This is a genomic window from Lelliottia sp. (assembly GCF_045627565.1).
Taxonomy (GTDB): Bacteria; Pseudomonadota; Gammaproteobacteria; order Enterobacterales; family Enterobacteriaceae; genus Enterobacter.
Window position 1 is genome coordinate 127,978 of the sequence record NZ_JAZQNX010000005.1, and the last position, 24,334, is coordinate 152,311.

Here is a 24,334-nt window from a genome sequence, read left to right on the forward strand (position 1 = left end):
GCAGGGGAGAGGGATAGAGGGGTGAGTCGTTAATGCGCCCCTTTCGCCTGAGTCACAATGTCATCCAGGTTTTCTGGCATTGGCTCGTATGGCGTCTCTTTCGCTGTCGGTTTGTCGTCTTTGAGTGCCGCCAGCGCGGTCTTCAAAGAGTACAACGCCAGCACCACAACCACCACCATAAAGAAGATGGTGAGTCCGGCATCCAGACGGTTATTGAACACCAGCTGTGAAAGCTGAGACTCAGTGTACTGCGCCGGGATTTTGCCGCTGTCGATCATCGCCTGGAACTTGTTAGCAATCGCCAGGAAACCGACTTTGTTGTCCGGGCTAAAGGCTTTTTGCCAGCCAGCCGTCAGCGTACAAATCAGCAGCCACGAGGTTGGCAACAGCGCCACCCATGCGTAACGCTGACGTTTCATTTTGAACAGCACGACCGCGCAGAGCATCAGCGCCATGCCTGCCAGCATTTGGTTGGCGATACCGAACAGCGGCCACAGGGTATTGATGCCGCCTAGCGGATCGACCACGCCCTGATGCAGGAAGTAACCCCAGGCCAGGACGCACAGTGCCGTCGCCAGCAGGTTCGCCGGTAATGAATCGGTGCGTTTTAGCCCCGGCGAGATCACCCCCAACAGATCCTGCAACATAAAGCGCGCCGCACGTGTACCGGCGTCGACCGCCGTCAGGATAAACAGCGCTTCGAACAGGATCGCAAAGTGATACCAGAACGACACATCCATCAGCCCGCCGAGCGCACCGTGGAGGATGTACGCCATCCCCACCGCCAGCGTCGGTGCGCCGCCTGCACGGGAGATAATCGACTGTTCCCCTACCTCATTGGCAATGTGCGTTAACGTTTCCGGTGTAATGGCAAAGCCCCAGCCGCTCACAACCTGCGCCGCAGAAGCGACCACGTCAACCGTTCCGGCAGGTGCCAGAACCGCCATTGGGCTGTTCATCGCAAAGTACACGCCCGGATCGATAATGCAGGCAGAAACCAGCGCCATGATGGCGACGAAGGATTCCATCAGCATGCCGCCGTAACCGATCAGGCAAGCCTGATTCTCGTTCGCCAGCATTTTCGGCGTCGTGCCCGATGCAATCAGCGCATGGAAGCCCGATACCGCGCCACAGGCGATGGTGATAAACAAGAACGGGAACATGTTACCGGTCCAGACCGGGCCGGTGCCGTCAATAAATTTGGTCAGCGCAGGCATGGTCAGCGTTGGGCGCATGATCAGAATGCCAATCGCCAGACCAACAATTGTGCCGATTTTGAGGAAGGTAGAGAGATAATCGCGCGGGGCCAACAGCAGCCAGACCGGCAGAACCGCCGCCACAAACCCGTAACCCACCAGCATCCAGGTCAGTTGTACGCCGGTAAAGTCAAAATACGGTGCCCAGGTTGGGCTTTCCGCCACCCAGCCGCCAGAAATAATCGCGAACACCAGGAAGAACAGGCCAATGATTGAGACCTCACCAATGCGCCCCGGACGGATGTAGCGAATGTAGATCCCCATGAACAGCGCCAGCGGAATAGTGAACGCCACGGTGTAGGTTCCCCACGGGCTGTGGGTCAGCGCTTTCACCACGATCATCGCCAGCACCGCCAGGATGATCACCATGATCATAAAGGTGGCGATCAGCGCGATGACCCCGGCCGTTGCGCCCATCTCCTCTTTCACCAGCTCACCGAGCGAACGCCCGTCGCGACGAGTCGAGACGAACAGCACCATAAAGTCCTGTACTGCGCCTGCCAGCACAACACCCGCCAGGATCCAAATCATGCCCGGCAAGTACCCCATCTGCGCCGCCAGTACCGGCCCGACTAACGGACCCGCCCCGGCAATCGCCGCAAAGTGGTGACCAAACAGCACTTTTTTATCCGTTGGAACATAATCCAGGCCGTCGTTATGCCGAACAGCTGGCGTCATGCGAGTTCCGTCTACCGCCAGCACTTTGTCGGCGATAAAACGTCCGTAGAAACGATACGCGATCAGATAAATGCAGACGGAAGCCACGACTATCCATAGCGCATTGATCTGTTCACCACGATTGAGGGCGATGTAGCCCAGAGCAAATGCGCCTACAACGGAGAGCATTGCCCAGATGAGGTATTTCCCTGAGTTGTTCATAGTTGTTGTCCGTTAGCGAGAAACAGTGAGATGTTACATTTTGTTTCTAGATCACGGCTTGAAATTTAACAACTTTGAAACGCAATAATGCGTGGTCAAACCAGATATTTACTTCACTGTGTTAAGCGGATCACTTTAGCGCGTGCCGGGATGGAAAATAGCACTGAGTTGATGTTTGCCCCTCACCCCAGCCCTCTCCCTAAGGGAGAGGGAGAAAAGCAGAACGCATTTAGCTGCACAGGAACGTTAGCGAGGAGCAAAAACCGCATGAGCGATTCCCTCTCCCCAAGGGAGAGGGAGAAAAGCAGAGCGCATTTAGCTGCACAGGAACGTTAGCGAGGAGCAAAAACCGCATGACTGGTTCCCTCTCCCTGTGGGAGAGGGTTAGGGTGAGGGCATCAAACGGCACCCACTACCCCAGCATCATCGTGCTCAACCGACAGGTGCAGCAGCGCCGTCCCTGTTCGTCGAACACTACGATTTCCCAGCTCTGGTTCTGACGCCCAAGATGCAGCGGCTGACAAACGCCGCGCACTTTTCCCTGCGACACCGCGCGATGGTGGGTCGCGTTCAACTCCGTTCCCACCACGTTTTGCCCATCGCGGGTCATCAGAAAACCGGCCATCGAACCGAGTGTTTCCGCCAGCGCCGCGGACGCCCCGCCGTGCAGTAGGCCAAACGGCTGATGCGTTCGCGCATCCACCGGCATTTCGGCTTCCAGCGTGTCGTCGCCGATGCGCGTGTAAACCATGCCCAGATGCGCCACCATCGTGTTCAGGCTGGTGGCGTTAAGTTCTTCAAGCGATAAGTGACGTTTCCAGATCATTACGCCCCCAGCGTTGAGCCGCCATCCACCACGATGTCCTGCAGCGTAATGTGGCTGGCGTGGTCTGATGCAAGGAACAAAATCGTGTTGGCAATCTCCTGCGGACGCGCAATTTTGCCGAGCGGAATACCCAGCTTAAACTGCTCGCCAAAGCCGCGAATGCGCTGCTGCTCAGCATCGTCGCTCACCCACAGCGTGCGCTGCATGTCGGTGTCGGTCGATCCTGGTGAGACGATATTACAACGCACGCCGCTGCCCGCCAGCTCAAGGCCAACGGTCAGCGCCAGGCTTTTCAGCGCGGCTTTCGATGCGCCGTATGCGCTCATCCCGATACGCGGCGTGTGCGCGGCGTCAGAGGCCACGGTAACAATCGCCCCGCCCTGCTGGCGACGGAACTGGCCCATCGTCTGCTGGAACAGGTTAAACGCCCCGCCGACGTTCACCGCAAAGGTCTGTTGCCAGTCCTCCTGCGACAGCTGCTCGGTCGCGCCCATGCGCAAAATGCCCGCCGCATTGACCAGCACGTCCAGGCGTTCCAAATTTGCCAGCACGCGCCCACAAACGTCATTCACCTGCGTCGCGTCCGCCACGTTCAGCGTTTCGGTGGCGAACGGATAATCGTTCGCCGGGAAGGCGAGATCGAAGCCAGTCACCAGCGCGCCCGCCTCGACAAACGCCAGCGCCGTGGCGTAGCCGATGCCCTTACCCGCACCCGTCACCCAGACGGTTTTGCCGGTAAAATCGAATCCGGCCATTACTTCACCTCGCGGGACAGCAGCGCCCACCAGGCATCGAGAGTCGGATTTTTCGCCAGCATCACGAAGTCGATATCGCCGTGAACTTTGCGCCAGCGGGCGGCCAGCGCCATCATGCGCACGGAATCGAGACCGTAATCAATCAGGTTTTCGTCGTCCATCGGCTCGTCGGATTCGTCCAGCAGCGGTAGAATCACAGCGCGTAGCGCCGCTTTGCTGGCGGGTACAGATGGCAGCAGCTCGTCGGTCATCACCACGCGTCCGGTGCGACCCGCCACGTAGTTCAACGACATCAGATGCTCTTCACGGCTGAAATCGGCCAGCGCGTCGGCGATAAAGAACGGTTTGATATCGCGCATAAAAGCGTCGGTGGCGGTAGTCATACAGCCGATGTGCGCGTAAACGCCGGTGATCAGCAGCTGATTGCGACCGGTCTCTTTCAGCATCTGCTCCAGCGGCGAGCGGTGGAACGCGCTGTAGCGCCATTTCACCAGCACGGTATCGGCTTCATCAGGGGTCAGTTCCGAAACGATACGCTGCTGTTCCGGCGAGCGGGTCAGGCCCGGTCCCCACATGTCGTTCAGCAGCGCGCGGTCTTCATCGCTCTGCTCTTTTGGCTGCGCGGTATAATAGACCGGAATATTGTGCTTTTTGCAGTAATCGCGAAGTTGCGCGATGTTCGCCACCACCTGGTCCATCATCGGGCAGTTTTCGCCCCAGAAGTTGAGGAAATATTCCTGCATATCGTGGATCAGCAGCGCAGCGCGCTCAGGCTCGAACGCCCAGCTCACTTTGTTGTTCGGCAGCTCAGCCGCCGTCGGCAGCGCGTAACCGGTTAATTTTGGAATCGCCATAATCTGTTCCTCAGCCCTGGGCGCGTTCAGCGAGCCACAGGCGCAATTGTTTCTTGTCTACTTTCCCGACCGGCGTCAGCGGCAGCGCGTCCACGCACTCGACCCTGTCCGGCAGTTTGAACTCTGCAATCCCCTGCTCGCGCAGGAATCGACGCACATCCACCGCGCGCAGGTTTTTTTTCACCACCAAATACGCGCAGCTTTTTTCGCCCAGCAGGCTGTCTTCCATGCTGACCAGCGCCGCGTGGATCACCGATTCGTGGCGCAGCAGTAAATTCTCGATCTCTTCCGCCGCGATCTTCTCGCCGCCACGGTTGATCTGATCTTTTTCGCGCCCCTGTACGGTGATGTAACCCTGCTCGTCAATGGCGATCAGATCGCCGGAGCAGTAAAAACCGTCGGCATCAAAAGCGCTGGCGTTGTGTTCCGGGCTGTTGAAATAGCCACGGAAGGTGTACGGCCCACGCGTCATCAAACGCCCGACTTCACCGCTCGGCAGCGGTTGCCCGTTTTCATCCGCCACCCACACCTCGTCATCCGGACACATCGGACGGCCCTGAGTGTTCATGATGCGTTCAGGGGTGTCGTCGAGCGCGGTGTAGTTCACCAGCCCTTCCGCCATGCCAAATACCTGCTGCAGCTGACAGCCAATTTCCGCCGGAATGCGCGCCGCAAGCGTGGCGGAAAGCCGTGCGCCGCCCACCTGTAACAGCGTCAGTGATGCCAGTTGAGCGTTACCCGCCCCTTCTGCAATGGCCTGCAACCACAGGCTGACCGCTGGAGGAACCAAAGACGCAACGTTGAGCTGGTGTTTTTCGATCAGCGGGAAGCAGATCGTGGCGCTCGGATCGTTCGCCAGCGCCACGCACCCACCGGCCATAAACACGCCCAGCGATCCCGGGGAACTCATCGCAAAGTTGTGCGCCGCGGGCAGCGCGTTCAGGTAGCGAGTGTCAGCCGTAATCCCGCAAATCTCATTGCTGCGCAAAATGCTGTAGTAGTAGTCGTTGTGCGTGCGCGGGATCAGTTTTGGTGTGCCGGTGCTCCCGCCGGAAAGCTGGAAAAACGCCACTTCATCGGCAGGCGTTGGGCTAGCGATAAAGTTGTCAGCCGGACGCGCGATAGCCGTCTCCAGCGCGTGTTCACCGTTATCGCCGCGCAGCAGCACTCCGCGCACGGAGCGGTGTTCATCGACAAACGTATTCAGGAAATCATCGCCCGCAAACAGCGCGTGCTGGCGATCGGCAATCACCAGCGCAGGCGCAATTTGAAGTGCGTACGCGTTCAGCTCGCTGCGTTGATGGCTAAAGAGCGCATTCACGGGGGCAATGCCCGCCTGCAGCAGGGCAAAGAAAGTGATGTAAAACTCGGCCACGTTGCCCAACTGCACCAGCGCCGTTTCGCCGCGCTTGATCCCCTGCGCCTGCAGTGCGGACGCAAGATTATTCGCTGCCTGGTGGAGCTGACGGTAGGTGTAGTGCCGTTCACCGTCGATCACCGCCGTCGCGTCGTTGTCAGCATGACGCGTCAAAATGTCGGTCAGCGGCACATCCTGCCAGTAGCCTTTTTCACGGTAGCGCCGGGCAAATTCCTCAGGCCAACGGGTAAAGGGAAGAGTCATGATTGTTCCTCAGTGCAAACCAAAAACGTTGAGCATGGTGGAGAGTTTGACGCCGGTTTCGCGCCATTCGCCGACGGGCGATGAAGCCGGGACAATGCCCGCGCCTGCAAACAGACGAACCGTGTTTTCATGAATGCGCGCACAGCGGATCGTCACGACCCATTCACCGTTGCCTTCGCTGTCGCACCAGCCGACGATCCCGCCGAACAGTTCGCGGTCAAACGGCTCGAGAGAGCCGATTATCTCTTTGGCGGCCTGATGCGGGAAACCGCTCAGCGCAGGCGTCGGGTGCAGCAGACAGGCCAGCGTCAGGGCGTTTTCGTTTTCTCGCGCTTCGCCTTCAATCGGGGTTGCCAGATGCCAGAGCGTGGGGGTGGTGATCAGCTGCGGAGAAGACGGCATCGCCAGTTTATGGCTGCGTTTTTCCAGCACCGTTTTCATCGCCTGCGTCACCAGATCGTGCTCGTGGCGATCTTTTTCAGACGCCAGCAGTTTGTTTCCGGCCTCGCGATCCAACATATCGTCCGGCTGACGACGCGCGGAACCGGCCAGCGGCAACGAGCTAAAATGCGCGCCCTCTTTGCGCAGCAGCAGCTCGGGGCTTGCCCCCAGCAGCACACCACCGTCTTCGAGCGGAACGTGGAAGTTAAAGCTCGCCGGATTTTGTGCGATCAGGCGCTCCAGTAACGCACCGCTGTCGATGTGTCGATCGGTGGCAATATCAATCAGGCGAGAAAGCACCACTTTATTAACCTGCGGCGTTGCTGTGAGCGCGGCGGCGCGGGCAACCATCTCTTCAAATACGGGCTGCGGCGGGATTTCCGTGCGGCTTACGACCGTCAGTTCCTGCGAGTCGGAATGGTAGCGGGCGGATTTCTGTCGCGCCGGGCGCGAAAAGGTTTGCCAGCTTTGCGGAATAAACAGTGACGACGGTTTGCGGGTATCAAACGGAATGGCGCCAACCATAATGGGATGCGAAATCCCGCTGGCTTTGGCGTCACTGAAGGCCTGCGCCAGCTTTTGCTGGAAGGCACCTGCCGGATCGCCGCCGCCTGCTGCGGACTCCGAAAAACGGGCAAAACAGCCAGATGTGGTGAAACTGCGGTTTGGCGACATAAAGAAAAAGCTGTCTGATTGCAGCGTGGTCGCGGTGTGTTGAACTTCCTCAGCCAATGACGTATCCATATCATCCTCCTAAAATGATAAACGCAGTAAGAATAATTATCATTTATATTTTCGATGGCTAACCTAATAGCAGAGCGCGACTCTGTCAACCGCCGACAGCGCATCTTGTGCGACTATCGCTTGCATCCCTTCGTTGCATTCATGAAAATGAGAAGCATTAACCTCAACAAAAACAGGATGCCGCTTTGTGAAACTCCCTGCTGTTTGTCGTCACGCCCTGCTTTTAGCAGGACTTTTTGTTTTAGGAGTAACCTCAGCCACCGCCGCCGACTGGCCCCGTCAGGTCACCGACAGCCATGGCGTTCATACGCTGGAAAGCAAGCCGATGCGCATTGTTTCTACCAGCGTGACGCTGACCGGTTCGCTGCTGGCGATTGACGCGCCGGTTGTCGCCAGCGGCGCGACAACGCCGAATAACCGCGTGGCGGATGCGCAAGGATTTATGCGCCAGTGGGGAGATATCGCTAAAAAACGGCAGGTTTCGCGTCTCTATATCGGCGAGCCAAGCGCTGAAGCCGTTGCCGCGCAAATGCCGGACCTGATCCTGATCAGTGCGACCGGCGGTGATTCTGCCGTGGCGCTTTACGATCAGCTCTCCGCCATTGCGCCGACGCTTGTCATCAATTACGACGACAAAAGCTGGCAGGAACTGCTGACTCAACTCGGCACGCTGACCGGACACGAAAAGCAGGCCGCCGCGCGCATCGCCGAATTTGCTCAACAACTGGCGTTGGTGAAGCAGCAGATGAAACTCCCGCCGCAGCCGGTGAATGCGATTGTCTACACCGCCGCCGCGCACAGCGCGAACCTGTGGACCGGGGAATCGGCGCAGGGCAAATTCCTGCAACAGCTCGGATTCCAGCTGGCTGAGTTGCCTGCTGGGCTGAACACCTCAAAAAGTCAGGGTAAGCGCCACGACATTATCCAGTTGGGGGGTGAGAATCTGGCGGCAGGGCTGAATGGACAAGGGCTATTCTTGTTTGCGGGCGACCAGAAAGACGTCGATGCGATTTACGCTAATCCACTGCTGGCGCACCTGCCTGCGGTGCAAAACAAACGCGTCTGGGCGCTGGGAACAGAGACCTTCCGTCTGGATTATTACAGCGCCATGCTGGTGCTGGAACGTTTAAACGCGCTGTTCAAGTAAGTCCGAAATTGATTGTCTTCTCCCTCTCCGGTCGGAAAGAAGGCCTCAGGTTTACTCCCTCTCCCCGTGGGAAAGTGTCCGGGTAAGGGCATCAAGCCGCACCAGGTAAAAGCAAAACGGCAATCCAGTTGCCATTTTTAGTGTTTTCACCCTCTCCCCGTGGGAGAGGGTCGGGGTGAGGGCATTATGCTGCACTGTCCTTCAACATCGGTTCCTGACGGAACCGCCGCAGCTCCGCCAGCGTGACCAGCAAAATCCCCCCGACAATCGCCAATACAAATCCACTGCTGCTGGCCGATGCCGCCGGCGTCATAATCACGCCAAGCCCGCCCAGGATTGCCGCCCCTATCGCATCGCCCGTCACGTTCTGCGCCGTCCATAAACCGTTGATGCGCCCCAGCATCCCTTCCGGCGTCTGAGTCTGAATCAGGGTGTATTGCAGCAGCGAACTCACCGCGCTCAGCCAGCCAAACAGTGCCAGACACACTACGCCCAACGCCCAGAACGGCATCAGGCTAAAGAAAGCGATGGCGATAAACGAAGCGACGGTTGCAGAGAGCATTATCAGACCCGGACGCGCGCTGTGCGCCAGATTGCCACTGGTCAGCGCGCCAAATGCCGCACCGAGCGGAATTGCCGCATACAGCAAGCCAATCTGCGAGGCGCTCATTTGCCACTCGATCGCCAGCGCCGGATAGAGCACGCGCACCGCACTCGCCATCGTCAGCAGCCCGCCCAACAGCGCGATGCCGCCAATCAGCGGATTGCTAAACAGAAAACGAATCGCCGCCATCAATGATTTCAGTGGATGTTCACGCGGCTGTGGCGGGGGTGGCAAAAGCGGCAAACGCAGCAGGGTTAACGTGGTGATAAAAGTGCCCGCTGCCGCCAGACCGTAGTTCCACGCCACGTTGCCGGTTGCCAGCAACAGGCCGCCTACCATCGGCGAAATCACCGATCCGAGACGCACGGTGAGCATGGTGATCGCCCCCGCCTGCATCAAATTTTCACGCCCGACCAGCGCAGGCGTAGCCGCCAGCAGTGCCGTCACGCCCAGCGAGGCGAAGAAACCGTCCCATAAACCCAACGCATAAATCGCAATGAGCGACGGCTCCGGGAGCATGGCGTTCAGGCACAGGCCAATAAAGCCAACGCCGCACGTGCCGCGCGCCAGCAGAATCAATTTTTTGCGCTCGTAGCGATCCGCCAGCACCCCGCCGACCATCAGCCCAATAAACATCGCGCTGCCCGTCAAGGTCACAGACAAACCAACCAGCCAGCTGGATTGCGTCATGGCCTGGATCTGTACCGGCACGGCAACGCCGAGCAGGCCGAGGGATAAAATGGAGATAAAACGCGCGATAAAAACGGCGCGAAACGCGGGATGCGTCTTGAGCAGGCTGAGATTAAGCAGCCAGGATTTTTGATTCATGACAAGGCCTTGAGGTCTAACTCTCTACCAATTTCGTGGTCGCACATGCTAACATAGCCAAATAAGATAGATAACGATAATTACTATCATTATCAAATCATGGACGTTGCTATGTTGTCTTCTCCTCTCGCGGTACGCGCCGTTGCGCTGCCCGCTTTGTTAATGCTGTTAATTCTTGCTATGGCGCTCAGCCTGCTGGTCGGCGCAAAACCGCTGCCGGCATCCGTCATTGTTGATGCCCTTTCCGGCACATGCCAAAGCGCCGACTGCACGATTGTGCTCGACGCACGTCTGCCGCGCACGCTCGCCGGATTGCTGGCCGGTGCGGCGCTTGGCCTGGCGGGCGCCCTCATGCAAACGCTGACTCGTAATCCGCTGGCCGATCCGGGTATTCTGGGCGTCAACGCGGGCGCCAGTTTCGCGATTGTGCTCGGCGCAGCGCTGTTTGGCTTCTCCTCCCCCACGGAACAACTGGTGATGGCGTTTTGTGGCGCACTTGCCGCATCGTTGATCGTCGCGTTTACCGGCAGTCAGGGCGGTGGGCAGTTAAGCCCGGTACGCCTGACGCTGGCGGGCGTCGCGCTTGGCGCGGTGCTCGAAGGGTTATCGAGCGGGATTGCGCTGCTCAATCCCGACGTATGGGATCAGTTGCGCTTCTGGCAGGCCGGATCGCTGGATATTCGCACGCTACAGACGTTGCAAATTGTCACGATCCCGGTGCTTATCGCCGCCGCCGTTGCGCTGTTTTTAAGCCGCGCACTCAACAGCCTGAGCCTCGGCAGCGACACCGCCACCGCGCTCGGTAGCCGCGTGGCGCGAACGCAATTAATTGGATTATTAACGATAACCGTGTTGTGCGGCAGCGCGACGGCTGTCGTCGGGCCGATTGCCTTTATTGGCCTGATGATGCCGCACATGGCGCGCTGGCTGGTGGGGGCCGATCACCGCTGGTCGCTGCCCGTTACGCTGCTCGCGACGCCCGTTCTGCTGCTGTTTGCCGATATTATTGGCCGCCTGCTGGTGCCGGGCGAGCTGCGCGTGTCGGTGGTCAGTGCCTTTATCGGCGCACCGGTGCTAATTTTCCTGGTTCGCCGTAAGCGTGGAGGTGCGCTGTGATAACCCCTTCCCGCCGATTAGTCAGCACCTGCCTGCTGCTGGTGCTCGCCAGCCTCGTGGCCGCCGTCTGGAGTTTGCGCAGCGGCGCGGTGACGCTCGATTTCACCCAGGTCTTTAACGCCCTCACTGGCAGCGCCCCGCGCAATATCACGATGGTGGTCACCGAATGGCGTTTGCCGCGCGTGGTGATGGCAATTCTGGTGGGTGCTGCGCTTGGCGTGAGCGGCGCGATTTTCCAGTCGTTGCTGCGCAACCCGCTGGGCAGCCCGGACGTGATGGGCTTCAACACCGGCGCGTGGAGCGGCGTGCTGGTCGCGATGGTGCTGTTTGGTCAGCATCTCACGGCGATTGCCTTTGCGGCGATGGCCGGCGGCGTGCTCACCTCGCTTGTCGTCTGGGCGCTGGCCTGGCGCAACGGAATTGAAACCTTCCGCCTGATTATTATCGGCATTGGTATTCGTGCCATGCTGATGGCCTTCAACACCTGGCTGCTGTTGCGTGCGTCGCTTGAAACATCGCTCACCGCCGGGCTGTGGAACGCTGGGTCGCTAAACGGCCTGACATGGGCCAAAACGCTACCCGCCACGCCGATTATCATGCTGATGTTTATCTGCGCGTGGCTGCTGGTGCGCCGAATGCGCCTGCTCGAGATGGGTGACGATAGTGCCTGCGCGCTGGGCGTGAGCGTTGAACGCTCGCGTCTGACGCTGATGCTGGTCGCCGTCGTCCTTACCGCTGCCGCCACCGCCATTGCGGGGCCGATTTCGTTTATCGCGCTGGTTGCCCCGCACATCGCCCGCCGCATCAGCGGCACGGCGCGCTGGGGTCTCACCCAGTCGGCGCTGTGCGGCGCACTTTTATTGCTGGTCGCGGATCTCTGCGCCCAGCAGCTGTTTATGCCTTATCAACTGCCGGTGGGCGTCGTGACCGTCAGTCTTGGCGGTATCTATCTCATCGTGTTGTTAGTTCAGGAGTCCCGCAAGAAATGATCCAGACAGCTACCCGCTTGCGCGGCGAAAACCTCACCCTCGGTTACGGCAAAAAAACCGTGGCGCAGGCGTTAAATGTGGCGATTCCCGACGGCCATTTTACGGCAATTATTGGCCCGAACGGCTGCGGGAAATCCACGCTGCTGCGCACTCTAAGCCGTCTGATGACACCGCAGCACGGGAGCGTGTATCTCGACGGCGAACAGATTCAGCAGTTCGCCAGTAAAGAGGTGGCGCGGCGCATCGGGCTGCTGGCGCAAAACGCCACGACGCCGGGCGACATCACCGTGCAAGAGCTGGTCGCCCGCGGGCGTTATCCGCATCAGCCGATGTTTACCCGCTGGCGTAAAGAGGATGAAGCGGCGGTGACTGCCGCAATGCAGGCGACGGGCATTACCGATCTCGCCGGGCAAAGCGTCGATACGCTCTCCGGCGGGCAGCGACAGCGCGCGTGGATTGCAATGGTGCTGGCGCAAGAGACGTCGATCATGCTGCTGGATGAGCCGACGACCTGGCTGGACATCAGCCATCAGATTGATCTCCTGGAACTACTGAGTGAACTGAACCGCACGCAGGGGTATACCCTGGCGGCGGTGCTGCATGATTTGAATCAGGCGTGCCGCTACGCCACGCATTTGATTGCATTGCGCGACGGGAAAATCGTCGCGGAAGGCGCGCCGAAAGAGATTGTGACGCCAGAGCTGATCGAGCGGATCTACGGGATGCGCTGCATGATTATCGACGATCCGATTGCCGGTACGCCGCTGGTGGTGCCGATAGGACGGCGTGCGGTCTGATTCATCTCACCTCAAAGAGGTGATTGAGAAATAGTAACGGCAACTTCGTGTTGCCGTTTTGCTTTGCTTCGTGCGCTGTGGTGCCCTCACCCCGCCCCTCTCCCACAGGGAGAGGGAGAAAAAATATCAGCGCTCCCGCACCGGGGGAGAGGCCGAAAACCACCAGCGCTCCCAATTTGCCGGGATGTGATCTGCCGGACTAAATGGCTGCGCAGAACGATTCCTTCCCCCATACAGAGAGGGAGAAAACCCACTAGTGCTACCGATTCGCCGGAAGTGATCTGCCGGACTGAATGGCTGCGCAGAACGATTCCTTCCCCTATACAGAGAGGGAGAAAAACCACCAGCGCTCCCGATTCGCCGGGATGTGGTCTGCCGGACTGAATGACTGCGCAGAACGGTTCCCTCTCCCTTGAGGGAGAGGGCTAGGGTGAGGGGGAAATCTACCCCAAAATCTCTTTCAGCACCGGGCCAATCTGGTCGAACGCCTGCGGGGAGATGATATCAACGTGGGCACAATCCTGATGATAAAACACCAGCTCATTCACCCACGGCTCCCACGCCTGCTGCGGATCCATCGTTCGCGTACGCTCGGCGACAAACAGCGTCGCTTTACCGTCAAATCGTGCACTGTGTGCGGTCGTCAGCAAGCGCACCGCATCCGCGTAGTTGCCCTCAATCGCGTTAAACAGCTCGGTGGATGCCTGCCCTTGCTGCGCCACAACGAACGCTTCGCGCTCGCGCTCGATTTCGGCCAGCACTTCCGGATCAAGACCGTTGGCCTCTTTCTCAGCCCAGTTTTGCGTCTCCGGCGGCCAGGTGTCCAACAGCCCCAGGAAGGCCACCTCTTCGCCCTGCTCGCGCAGACGCGCCGCAATCCCCTGCGCTAACGTCCCGCCGAGTGAATAGCCGAACAGATAATACGGCCCGTGCGGCTGCTGCGCGCGCAGCGTGTTGAGATGATGCGCGATCACCTCATCCAGCGTCGCACACTGCGCCATCGGTCCTTCCGCACGTGGCGACTGAATACCGGTAATCGACCAGCGCGGGTTGAGATAGCGCGCCAGCACGCTGAACTGCCACGCAAACCCGGACGCCGGATGGAAGCAGAACAGCGTCGGGCCATCGCTTTGACGCAGCGGCAAAATCGTCTCAAAGCCCAGACGCTGCGCCTGCTCATCGCTGATTTGCGACGCCAGCAGCGTGCTCAGTTGATTGACTGTCGACGCCACCATAATCTGCCCCGGCGTCACTTTGCGGGAAAACGCACGGCTCAGCTGTGCCGCCAGACGCATCGCCAGCAGCGAGTGACCGCCGAGCGCAAAGAAATCCGCCTCGATGTCATTCACGTCGCAGCCCAGAAGATCGGAAAATGCCTGCGCGACGGCGATTTCCGTTGCCGTTTTCGGCGCGCGCCCGGAGGTTTTGCGGGTCAGATCCGGCAGCGGCAACGCTTTGCGATCCAGCTTACCGTTGGCCGACAGCGGCAGTTCGCTGATTTGCAACAGCACCACTGGAACCATGTGCGCCGGGAGTTGCGCTTTTAATGCGTCAAGCAGCGCCTCGCGATCCAGCGGCAAACCGGATTCGGACACCACGTATCCCACCAGCTGTCGCGCATCGCCGCCAGTGGCCGCCACCTGATTAAACACGCAGGCATGCGCTACCGCCTGCGCCACGTCAGGAAGCGATAACATCGCACGGTCAATTTCGCCCAGCTCAATACGCTGGCCGCGAATTTTCAGCTGATCGTCGCTGCGGCCCAGATATTCCACCGCGCCATTATCCAGCCAGCGGGCGACGTCACCGGTGCGATACATACGCTCGCCCGGAGAAAACGGATCGGCGATAAAGCGACTGGCGGTCAGATCCGGTCGTCCCAGATAACCCTGCGCCAGCTGAATGCCGGTGAGATACAGGTCGCCCGCCACGCCAAACGGCACAGGGCGCATCAGGCCATCCAGAATACGCAGGCCGGTATTCCACACCGGGAAACCAATCGGCACGCTGTTGCCTGACACCGCCGTCAGCTCGTCGCCAAAGGCCGGATACCAGCTCACGTCCACCGCCGCTTCCGTCGGGCCATACAGGTTATGCAGCGGCGCGTGTGTCAGCTGTTCCCACTCGCGGCACAGCTCGGTCGGCAGCGCTTCGCCGCTACAGAACACCTGTTTCAGACTCGCGCAGCAGTCCGCATTTTCTGGCGTGAGTGAGGCGACAAACGCCGCCAGCATCGACGGTACAAAGTGGGTGGTGGTGACGCCGTAATGCGCAAAGAATTGCTGCATCGCGAGCGGATCGCGGTGCGCGTCCGGCTCGGCCATGACCAGTTTTGCTCCGGCGATAAACGGCCACCAGAATTCCCACACCGAGACGTCAAAACTGCACGGCGTTTTCTGCGCCACCACGTCCTGCGCGGTGAGCGGATAGTGGTTTTGCATCCACAGCAGACGATTGACGATGGCGGTTTGCCCCACCATTACCCCTTTCGGGCGTCCGGTCGAACCGGAGGTAAAGATGATGTACGCGGTCTGCTGCGGGGCGCACAGTCCCAACGGTTCACCGTCAGCAGCAGGTAAGAGTGTGTTGTAACTAAACGACGAAATCGGCAGGTCGCTAAAGCGCGGGAGCTGATCGTCGGTGGTAATCAGAAGCGATGGCCGCGCGTCTTCCAGCATCATGCGCAGACGATCGTCCGGATAGCCGGTGTCAAGTGGCAGCCAGGCGGCACCTGCTTCGACGATGCCGTGCAGCGCCAGAGTCAGAAATACCGAACGCGGCAATGCAACCGCCACGCTGTCGCCCGGCTTCACCCCACGTTCGCGCAGTAATGTCGCCAGCGCCACCACCTGCTCGCGCATCTGGCGATAGCTGAGTTCAATGTGGGCGTCCGCCAGTGCGGGCGCATCCGGCGTTTTTTGCGCCTGCTCCGCCACCAGCGCACTCAGCGTGGTGAGCGGCAGCGCAACGCCCGTATCGTTGACGCGCTCAAGCTGCTGATATTCCTGCGGCGAGACGGTTTCGGCATCGCCACATTTCAGGTCGGCGTTGGCCGCAAATTGCGCCAGCAGCCTGTCCAGACGCGCAACGTGTCGCGTAAGCGTCGCTTCGTCGTAGCGATGCTTGTTCGCCAGAATTTCAATACTCAAACCGCCCTGTTCGTCCGGGAACAGCGCCAATTCCAGATCGTTGACCGGACCGGTCGCCAGCATGTGCGTTGTCGCCTGCACGCCGTCCAGCGCCAGTTGGTAATCAAAGACTTTGACGTTCAACACCGGGCCAAATAGCGCTTCGTCGCCCGCTGCACGACCACTGTCACGAACAATCTGCTCGGCGTCGTAGCGCTGGTGGCGACGCATCTTTTTCAGCTGATTCGCCAGACGCTGCGCCAGCGCTGGCAGCGTTTCGTTTGGATCAATATTCACCGCCATCGGCAGGACGTTAAGTACCGGACCGGTCGCGGTGAGCGCCGCCGATCCCATACGGCGCATAAAGATGAATCCGGCGGCGTAATCAAGTCGGCCGGTCAGACGCCCCAACCACAGCGCGACCAGCGCCAGCGCCAGATCGGTGCGCTGAACCTGGCCTGATGCGTGGACAAGCTGGCTAAATGCGCGGCTGTCGGCGGTCAGCTTAAGACGTAAAATTTCCGTCGTCGCGGCACGCCCCGGCAGCGGCGCGGCAGAGAGCGACACCGGCGGTGGCAGCTGTTTGCGCTGCTCGGCCCAGAACGCGCCATCACGCTTGTAGGCCTCGCTTTCACGATAGCGCTGGTATTCATCCACCACGTCGGCAAACGGCGTAAACGGTGATTCGGGCGTCGGTTGGTTTGCAGACCACGCGCGATAAATAGTCACGATCTGGCGGGTAATGGCCGGGAAACTGAAGCCATCAACCACTAAGTGGTGATAACGCTGATACCAGTACCAGTGGTTTTCGCCCACCTGAATAAGCTGATGAAACGCCAGCGGTTGACCGCTGTCGACGCGCAGGTTCTGGTTGAGATCGGCCTCCATCAGCGCCATCGCCGCCGCGTGCGGATCGGTGTGCTGGCGCAAATCGATAATCTGTGGTTCAGCGAAAACCATCGACTCATCAATCCACTGCCACACTTCGCCGTTGTCTTCGCTAAAGCGCATACGCAGCGTATCGGCCTGCATCATGCCCTCCACTATCGCTTTTGCCAGCAGCGGCGCGTTGATTTCGCCGTTTAGCTCGGTGTAGTGGGCCACGCTCCAGGCGTTTGGCAGCGTTGAAAGCTGCTCTGCCATCCAGATGCCCGTCTGGGCCGCCACAAGCGGAAGACGCGCGCTCATGCCTTGTCCTCCGCAAAATGAGAGGGCACAAGCGTCTGCCAGTTTTCGGTCAGCCATTGTTCGCAGGCTTGCGGCGATTGCGGCTCGCAGATCACACGCCAGCCAGCGGGTAATGCGCACGCCTGCGGCCACAGGCTGTACTCACCATGGTGATTTTGCAAAATAGCGAATTGCCCCTGTGGATTGTCGAAGGGATTACTGAATTCCATACCAAACTCCTGTCGAGAGAAATCGCCAGCCTGGCGTTAATGAATGAGCGGCTGCCAGAGGGTCATTAGCCCCTGCGTCAGCCCGCCACGCCAGCAAAGCGCATCATGTCCGCCGTCGACCTGACGCCAGAAAACCGTTTGCTGCGGGTGCTGTAGTTGGGCGTAAAGCGCCTGATTGGCGCGGAAAATCAGCGGCTCGCGGCGACCCGCTTCAAGCACAATGCGAAGATCTTTTGCGGATTTTTTACCCGCTTTGAGTTGTTCGATAAGCAGCCCGTCCTGATTCGCGCCGCGATGCGGCCACCAGTACGACCCCGACTGGCTGAGCACGCAGCCAAACCGCTGCGGCCAGTTGAGCGCGGCATACAGTGACGACAGGCCGCCAAAACTTTGCCCGGCAACCACGGTGCGATCCGCGTGGGCGCTGAAAGGCGTTAGCGCCTGTATTTGCGGGAGTAACTCTTCCTGTACCGCCAGCCAGAAATCGGGGTTGCAGGGCAACTCACGGCTGCGGTGTACGCTGTCGATAACATCAATCAGCACGTACACCGCGGGCGGCAGGTGGCCCTCTTGCGTCAGGGCGGTTAGCGGCGACCAGACCGGCATGCTTTCAGCCCAGAACTGACCGTCGAGCAGCACCGCCAGCGGACGTTCAGCCGGATTCTCATCGCCGGTGGTAAACATCCACACGCGGCGGGAATTGCCCAGGCGCGGGCTGTGCCAGTCGATACATTTAGGTGGAGAATACGGTGTATCAGGATGATTCCAGCCGGGCTGCACCGGCGCGTGCGGCATTTCGAGCGCCGAAACCGGATGCCCGCGCCCCCCCCGCCAGCTTTGCGGATTAAGCGGATCGGAAATCGCCTTTGGCAGCAGTTTGCGCCAGCCTTCGCGCAGCGCCATGCGATCGGGCGTTGCGGCGTTGAATACCGCTTCAGCAAAATCGTGTTCGTTTTCAGAGGGGATAAAACAGTAACTGCCGCGCCATTCCGGGCTGAAATCGCCCTGCCACTGCCAGACGTCGGTATCGGGAATGCGTTTGAGCGATTGCGGCTGTGCGTTTTGATGGTGATCGGTGACGCCCGTGATGTAAATCCACACCCGTTTTATCGCCGACGAACGCGCCGTGCCAGCCGGATCGCGCCACCAAAAGGTGACACGATAAAGGTCTTTTTCACGCGCCCATTCCGGGCCATTTTTCGACTGCCACCAGGCTTCACTTCCCGTTGTTAACGCCGTCACCCGCTTAACCTCATGTTTCACAGTATTTTGTTTCAGGACAAATTTTGTTGATAATATTATTGATAACTATTTTCATTTGCAATAGCGTAGTGCCCGCGCTGTGGGAAGCGCGCTCATAAAATAACCATGCCATGCATTGTGTGCGCTCGAGGACAGGGCTGCTTACGCAATATGCGGGTGACAACTTGCCGCCTCCTCTCCCATTCGGGAATGGAGCCAAGGGGACGCGGCACTGAAAAGCAGGACGTACAATGAATAAGAAGATTCACTCCCTGGCCTTGCTGGTCAATCTGGGAATTTACGGGGTTGCATTGCCCGCGATGGCAGACGATGCCACCTCCAGCGGCGCATCGCACGAAGACACCATGGTGATAACCGCCGCAGAGCAGAATTTACAGGCACCGGGCGTTTCTAAAATCACTGCTGACGAAATTCGTAAAAATCCTCCGGCGCGAGACGTGGCCGAAATTATCCGTACCATGCCAGGCGTCAACCTGACCGGCAACTCCACCAGCGGCCAGCGCGGCAACAACCGTCAGATCGACATTCGCGGCATGGGACCGGAAAACACCCTGATCCTGATTGACGGCAAACCCGTCACCAGCCGCAATTCCATCCGTCTGGGCTGGCGTGGCGAGCGCGATACCCGCGGCGATACCGGCTGGGTTCCTCCTGAAATGGTTGAAAGCATCGAAGTGATTCGCGGCCCGGCGGCAGCGCGTTACGGTAATGGTGCAGCGGGTGGCGTGGTGAATATCATCACCAAGAAATTCGATGATCAGTGGCATGGTTCCTGGAACACTTATCTGAACGCGCCTGAGCACAAAGAGGAAGGTTCAACAAAACGCACCAACTTCAACCTGAGCGGCCCACTGGGTGGCGATTTTAGCTTCCGCCTGTACGGCAATCTGGATAAAACCCAGGCCGACGCATGGGATATCAACCAGGGTCATCAGTCTGAACGTACGGGTATGTATGCCGACACGCTCCCGGCCGGTCGTGAAGGTGTCGAGAACAAAGACGTCAACGGCGTGGTGCGCTGGGACTTCGCTCCGATGCAGTCGCTTGCGTTTGAAGCGGGCTACAGCCGTCAGAATAACCTCTACGCAGGCGACACGCAGAACACCAACAACGATAACAGCAGCAACGGTCTGGTGAAGAAAAACTACGGTAAAGAGACCAACCGTATTTATCGCCAGAACTTTGCCGTCACCTGGAACGGCGGCTGGGATAATGGCGTGACCACCAGCAACTGGGCGCAGTACGAACACACCCGCAACTCACGTCTGGGTGAAGGCCTGGCAGGCGGTCTGGAAGGGTTGTTCAACAGCAATAAATTCACCGATACCGATCTGTCAGACGTGATGCTACACAGTGAGGTGAACCTGCCGATCGATTTCCTGGTGAATCAAAACCTAACCCTCGGAACCGAGTGGAATCAGCAGCGCATGAAGGATATGTCCTCCAACGGACAGGCCCAGCAAGGCGGCACGATCCCTGGCATGAGCGACAATCGCAGCCCATATTCGCAGGCTGAAATCTTCTCTCTGTTCGCCGAAAACAACATGGAGCTGACCGACAGCACCATGCTGACACCGGCGTTGCGCTTCGATCATCACACGATCGTGGGCAATAACTGGAGCCCGTCCCTGAACCTGTCTCAGGGCTTAGGCGATGACTTCACCCTAAAAATGGGCATCGCACGCGCGTACAAAGCGCCGAGTCTGTATCAGACCAACCCGAACTATTTGCTCTATAGCAAAGGCCAGGGCTGCTACGCCAGCGGTGACGGCGTCGGGTGCTACATGATGGGCAACGACGATCTGAAAGCCGAGACCAGCATCAACAAAGAGATCGGTCTGGAGTTCAAACGTGACGGCTGGATGGCGGGCGTGACGTGGTTCCGCAACGATTACCGCGATAAAATCGAAGCCGGTTATGCCCCGATTGATCAGACCTCTCTCGGCAAAACCAAAACCGATATTTATCAGTGGGAAAACGTGCCGAAAGCGGTCGTAGAAGGCCTGGAGGGGACGTTGAATGTACCGGTTTCCGAGACGGTAAACTGGACCAACAACATTACTTACATGCTGCAAAGTAAGAACAAAGAGACCGGCGATCGTCTGTCGATCATCCCGGAGTACACGCTGAACTCAACGCTGAGCTGGCAAGTACATCAGGACGTGTCGGTGCAATCTACCTTTACGTGGTACGGCAAACAGCAGCCGAAGAAATACAACTACAAAGGTCAACCGGTGACCGGTTCTGAGAGCGACGAAGTCAGCCCGTACAGCATCGTGGGCCTGAGCGCGAGCTGGGATGTGACTAAAAACGTTAGCCTGACCGGTGGCGTGGATAACGTCTTCGACAAACGCCAGTGGCGCGCGGGTAATGCGCAAACCACCGGCAACGACAAAACCGGAGCGTATATGTACGGCGCAGGCGCGTACACCTATAACGAGCCGGGTCGAACCTGGTATATGAGCGTTAATACGCACTTCTGATAGACTGGAAGCCCTCTTCCACCGAAGGGGGCTTTTTTCATTTGAGGGGATCCATGCGCACGCTTCACACCACTTTTTCCCTTGCCCGCCAAACTGTTCACCAAATCGCGTTTGAACCCGACACCTTTACTGACGCCGATTTGTTGTGGCTGCCCCATCATCAACACCTTTCTCACGCCGCCCACAAACGTAAAGCCGAACATCTCGCCGGACGCATCGCCGCAGCCCATGCGTTGCAGCAATTCGGTGTGTCCGCTATTCCCGGCATCGGTATTAATGGCGAACCGCTGTGGCAGACGGGGAGCGTCGGCAGTATCACTCATACCGCCGCCTGCGCGCTGGCCGTCGTGTCGAATCACACACAGCAGCTGTTGGGGATTGATTGCGAACAGATCCTGGATGCGCTTGAGGCACAAGAGATCAAAGACGGAATTATCGACCACGAAGAAGAGACGCTTTTAAGTCACACATCCTTGCCGTTTGCGCTGGCGCTCACCCTGACATTCAGCGCTAAAGAGAGCTTGTTTAAAGCGCTGTTTCCCAACGTTAATGCCCTGATGGGTTTTGACAGCGCACGCGTCATGGCGCTCGCAGCCGGGAGCCTGACGCTGGCACTGACCCGTCCACTAGCGGACTTTCACGAAGGCACGCAGTTCACACTTCACTGGCTGCGCGATGGCCATCGGGTGATTACCCTGCTGTCATATTTTCCCGCCGCTTAGCGTTCACGCTGGTCACGGCAAAAGTGATGATAAACACCAGCGCAAACAGCACGACGATGGTCGGAGCAGGCGCGCTGTCGAGGTAAAACGACAGGTATACGCCGCTGACGCACACCAGCATGGATATCACCACCGCCACCAGCAGCGCGACGTGGAAGCGCGTCGTTACCAGCACCGCTATCGCCCCAGGGGCTATCAGCAGCGAAATCGACAGAATAATCCCCACCGCTTTTAGCGTCGCCACGATGGTGAGCGAGACCATGCACAGCAGGCCATAGTGCAGCCACCGGGTGCGTAAACCGCTCACCTGCGCCTGCTGATAGTCAAAGCAGAACAGCAGGAAATCGCGCCATTTAAGGCCAATGACCAGCGTAATCAGCGCCGCCACGATCCCGCTCTGGGCGATATCCATCGCGTTAATCCCCAGCATATCGCCAAACAGAATATGGTCGAGATGCACTTCAGGTTTAACGGCGATATAGAGAATTAACCCTGCGGCGAACATGCCGGAAAACACGATGCCCATGACGGTATCTTGCTTGATACGGCTGTTATCTTTCAGGTATCCCGTGGCGACGGCGCAGAATAATCCCGCCACGAACGCGCCTAACGCCAGCGGCAGGCCGAGCATCCAGGCCAACACCACACCCGGAAAGACCGCATGACTCATGGCATCGCCCATCAGCGCCCAGCCCTTCAGGACCAAAAAGACCGACAGCAGCGCGCAGGGCACGGCGACCATCAGTGAAATCAGCATCGCATTGTTCATAAAAGCGAACTGGAAGGGTTCGAGCAGTAGCGCGATCATTCCTGTACCTCCCCCGCCTGACGTGCCCGACGACGGTTTGCCAGCAGGCCGTGCTTCGGTGCAAAAACAAAGGCCAGCAGGAACAACAGCGTCTGCGCAACCACAATAATGCCGCCCGTTGCGCCGTCCAGATAATAGCTGGCCCACGCGCCGAGGAAACTGGTGAGACTGCCAATCGCCACCGCAATCATCAGCAAACGCGGAAAACGATCGGTGAGCAGCCACGCGGTGGCACCGGGCGTCACCACCAGACAGATCACCAGAAAAGCGCCGACCGTTTGCAGCGCCGCCACGGTGGAAACTGCCAGCAGCGTAAAGAACAGGATTTTCAGGCGCTCAGGACGCAAGCCGATGGCGCGAGCGTGATTCTCATCGAAAAACGTCACCATCAGATCCTTCCATTTGAACAGCAGGACCAGAATCGAGACCACGCCAATGATCGTGAGCTGCAGGATATCTTCCGGCGCGATGGCCAGAATATTGCCCAGCACGATGGTTTGAATATTTACGGAGGTCGGATTGAGCGACACCATAAAGAGCCCCAGCCCGAAAAAGGAGGAGAAAATCAGCCCAATAATGGCGTCTTCTTTCAGGCGGCTTCGCTGGTTGAGAAACAGCATGCTGGCAGCCGCCAGCCCGCCCGACAAAAATGCCCCCAGCGAGAACGGCAGCCCGAGCATGTACGCCCCTGCCACACCCGGCACAATTGAGTGCGAGAGCGCGTCACCAATCAGCGACCAGCCCTTGAGCATCAGATAGCAAGAGAGAAACGCGCACAGACCGCCCACCATCGCCGACACCCACATCGCATTGAGCATGTACTCATAGCCAAAAGGTTCCAGGAGCGCGTTCATGATGGGTCCCGCTTATCCGCAGGCAGACGATGCGAGACAAAAGGACGCTCATCATCCGTAATAATGCGGTCTTCCGAACCGCTGAGCACCACGTGGCGCAGCACGCCGCTAAAGGCGCGCTCGAGGTTATCGGCCGTAAAGGTGGTTTCCGTCGGGCCACTTGCCAGGACGGTACCTTTCACCATCACGGTGTAATCGCAAAATTCGGTCACTGAACCCAAATTGTGGGTCGAGACCAGCATCGTTTTACCTTCGTCACGCAACTCTCGTAACAAGCTGATAATTCTGGCTTCAGTTTTGACATCCACGCCGGTAAACGGCTCATCCAGCAGGATAACTTCGCCCTGCTGCGCGATGGCGCGTGCCAGGAAGATGCGTTTTTTCTGCCCGCCAGACAGTTCGCCGATTTGTCGATGGCGTAACTCGAGCATATCGACGCGAGCCAGCGCCTCGTTGACAATCTGGTGATCCTTCTCTTTGGGGATGCGCATGAATCCCATGTGGCCATAGCGCCCCATCATCACCACATCTTCGACCAGCACCGGAAACGACCAGTCCACCTCTTCCGACTGAGGGACGTAAGCGACCAGATTCTGCCGCAGCGCCTGCTGGGTGGGCATGCCCAGAATCGCGATATTGCCGCTCGCCACCCGGACAAATCCCATCACCGCTTTAAACAACGTTGATTTACCGGAACCATTCACGCCAACAAGTGCCGCAATGGAACCACCCGGTACGCTGAACGTGGCGTTCCGTAAGGCGGTGTGGCCATTGCGATAGGTCACCGTCACATCGGATACGACAATCCCCTGAGCCTGCATA

At 58.7% G+C, this 24,334-nt stretch carries 19 protein-coding genes; 6 read left to right on the plus strand and 13 right to left on the minus strand.

The window, feature by feature from the left end; translation table 11 throughout:
- Positions 1-29: 29 nt before the first annotated feature.
- The 6 genes from cstA to entC all read right to left on the minus strand — a co-directional run bounded on the left by cstA (position 30) and on the right by entC (position 7,376).
- Entirely contained in the window at positions 30-2,135 is a 2,106-nt protein-coding gene (cstA, locus tag ACKI5T_RS03130) for a pyruvate/proton symporter CstA (protein ID WP_407435460.1), read from the minus strand.
- A gap of 412 nt (positions 2,136-2,547) precedes the next feature.
- Entirely contained in the window at positions 2,548-2,961 is a 414-nt protein-coding gene (entH, locus tag ACKI5T_RS03135; protein ID WP_407435462.1) for a proofreading thioesterase EntH, read from the minus strand.
- The gene (gene entA, locus ACKI5T_RS03140; RefSeq protein WP_407435464.1) at positions 2,961-3,716 is read right to left on the minus strand and encodes a 2,3-dihydro-2,3-dihydroxybenzoate dehydrogenase EntA; all 756 of its coding nucleotides are present in this window, start codon (positions 3,714-3,716) and stop codon (positions 2,961-2,963) included. Before entA ends, entH begins: the two co-directional genes overlap by 1 nt.
- Positions 3,716-4,570 (minus strand): isochorismatase family protein, encoded by an 855-nt coding sequence (locus ACKI5T_RS03145; protein WP_407435466.1) that lies wholly within the window; start codon positions 4,568-4,570, stop codon positions 3,716-3,718. The genes entA and ACKI5T_RS03145 overlap by 1 nt, the downstream gene beginning before the upstream one ends.
- Before the next feature lie 10 nt (positions 4,571-4,580).
- Positions 4,581-6,191, minus strand: a complete 1,611-nt coding sequence (gene entE, locus ACKI5T_RS03150) for a (2,3-dihydroxybenzoyl)adenylate synthase EntE (RefSeq protein WP_407435468.1) — start codon at positions 6,189-6,191, stop codon at positions 4,581-4,583.
- Positions 6,192-6,200: 9 nt separating this feature from the next.
- Positions 6,201-7,376, minus strand: a complete 1,176-nt coding sequence (gene entC / locus ACKI5T_RS03155; RefSeq protein WP_407435470.1) for an isochorismate synthase EntC — start codon at positions 7,374-7,376, stop codon at positions 6,201-6,203.
- Between the two features lie 187 nt (positions 7,377-7,563).
- Here entC and fepB point away from each other — a divergent pair, with 187 nt between their 5' ends.
- Positions 7,564-8,523, plus strand: coding sequence for a Fe2+-enterobactin ABC transporter substrate-binding protein (fepB, locus tag ACKI5T_RS03160; protein ID WP_407435472.1), 960 nt, complete (start codon positions 7,564-7,566; stop codon positions 8,521-8,523).
- A gap of 184 nt (positions 8,524-8,707) precedes the next feature.
- Here fepB and entS read toward each other — a convergent pair whose 3' ends face one another.
- A complete protein-coding gene (entS, locus tag ACKI5T_RS03165; RefSeq protein ID WP_407435474.1) occupies positions 8,708-9,955 on the minus strand; it encodes an enterobactin transporter EntS in 1,248 nt (415 codons plus the stop codon).
- Between the two features lie 111 nt (positions 9,956-10,066).
- Here entS and fepD point away from each other — a divergent pair, with 111 nt between their 5' ends.
- Genes fepD through fepC form a run of 3 tightly spaced genes read left to right on the plus strand, consistent with a single transcriptional unit; the run spans position 10,067 to position 12,857 of the window.
- Entirely contained in the window at positions 10,067-11,071 is a 1,005-nt protein-coding gene (gene fepD, locus ACKI5T_RS03170; RefSeq protein WP_041689337.1) for a Fe(3+)-siderophore ABC transporter permease, read from the plus strand.
- A complete protein-coding gene (gene fepG / locus ACKI5T_RS03175; RefSeq protein ID WP_407435476.1) occupies positions 11,068-12,060 on the plus strand; it encodes an iron-enterobactin ABC transporter permease in 993 nt (330 codons plus the stop codon). Before fepD ends, fepG begins: the two co-directional genes overlap by 4 nt.
- Positions 12,057-12,857, plus strand: coding sequence for an iron-enterobactin ABC transporter ATP-binding protein (fepC, locus tag ACKI5T_RS03180; protein ID WP_407435478.1), 801 nt, complete (start codon positions 12,057-12,059; stop codon positions 12,855-12,857). The genes fepG and fepC overlap by 4 nt, the downstream gene beginning before the upstream one ends.
- Before the next feature lie 443 nt (positions 12,858-13,300).
- On the opposite strand, the gene entF is transcribed toward fepC, so the two are convergent.
- The 3 genes from entF to fes are packed head-to-tail and all read right to left on the minus strand — an operon-like array spanning position 13,301 to position 18,645.
- On the minus strand, positions 13,301-17,173 hold the full coding sequence (entF, locus tag ACKI5T_RS03185; RefSeq protein WP_407435480.1) for an enterobactin non-ribosomal peptide synthetase EntF: 3,873 nt from the start codon (positions 17,171-17,173) through the stop codon (positions 13,301-13,303).
- A complete protein-coding gene (locus tag ACKI5T_RS03190; protein ID WP_012016519.1) occupies positions 17,170-17,382 on the minus strand; it encodes an MbtH family NRPS accessory protein in 213 nt (70 codons plus the stop codon). Before ACKI5T_RS03190 ends, entF begins: the two co-directional genes overlap by 4 nt.
- 36 nt (positions 17,383-17,418) lie before the next feature.
- Positions 17,419-18,645 carry an enterochelin esterase gene (gene fes, locus ACKI5T_RS03195; protein WP_407435482.1) on the minus strand — a complete coding sequence of 409 codons (1,227 nt, stop codon included), beginning with the start codon at positions 18,643-18,645 and terminating at the stop codon, positions 17,419-17,421.
- 230 nt (positions 18,646-18,875) lie between these two features.
- On the opposite strand from fes, the gene ACKI5T_RS03200 reads away from it, so the two are divergent.
- On the plus strand, positions 18,876-21,128 hold the full coding sequence (locus ACKI5T_RS03200) for a TonB-dependent siderophore receptor (protein ID WP_407435484.1): 2,253 nt from the start codon (positions 18,876-18,878) through the stop codon (positions 21,126-21,128).
- A gap of 53 nt (positions 21,129-21,181) precedes the next feature.
- Positions 21,182-21,850: an enterobactin synthase subunit EntD gene (gene entD / locus ACKI5T_RS03205; RefSeq protein WP_407435486.1), complete on the plus strand. Its 669-nt coding sequence runs from the start codon at positions 21,182-21,184 to the stop codon at positions 21,848-21,850.
- Here the strand turns inward: entD and sitD are convergent.
- The 3 genes from sitD to ACKI5T_RS03220 are packed head-to-tail and all read right to left on the minus strand — an operon-like array spanning position 21,819 to position 24,333.
- Positions 21,819-22,658: an iron/manganese ABC transporter permease subunit SitD gene (sitD, locus tag ACKI5T_RS03210; protein ID WP_012016515.1), complete on the minus strand. Its 840-nt coding sequence runs from the start codon at positions 22,656-22,658 to the stop codon at positions 21,819-21,821. The genes entD and sitD overlap by 32 nt on opposite strands.
- Entirely contained in the window at positions 22,655-23,512 is an 858-nt protein-coding gene (gene sitC, locus ACKI5T_RS03215) for an iron/manganese ABC transporter permease subunit SitC (RefSeq protein ID WP_407435489.1), read from the minus strand. Before sitC ends, sitD begins: the two co-directional genes overlap by 4 nt.
- Positions 23,509-24,333, minus strand: a complete 825-nt coding sequence (locus tag ACKI5T_RS03220; protein WP_407435491.1) for a manganese/iron ABC transporter ATP-binding protein — start codon at positions 24,331-24,333, stop codon at positions 23,509-23,511. The genes sitC and ACKI5T_RS03220 overlap by 4 nt, the downstream gene beginning before the upstream one ends.
- Position 24,334 lies beyond the last annotated feature (1 nt).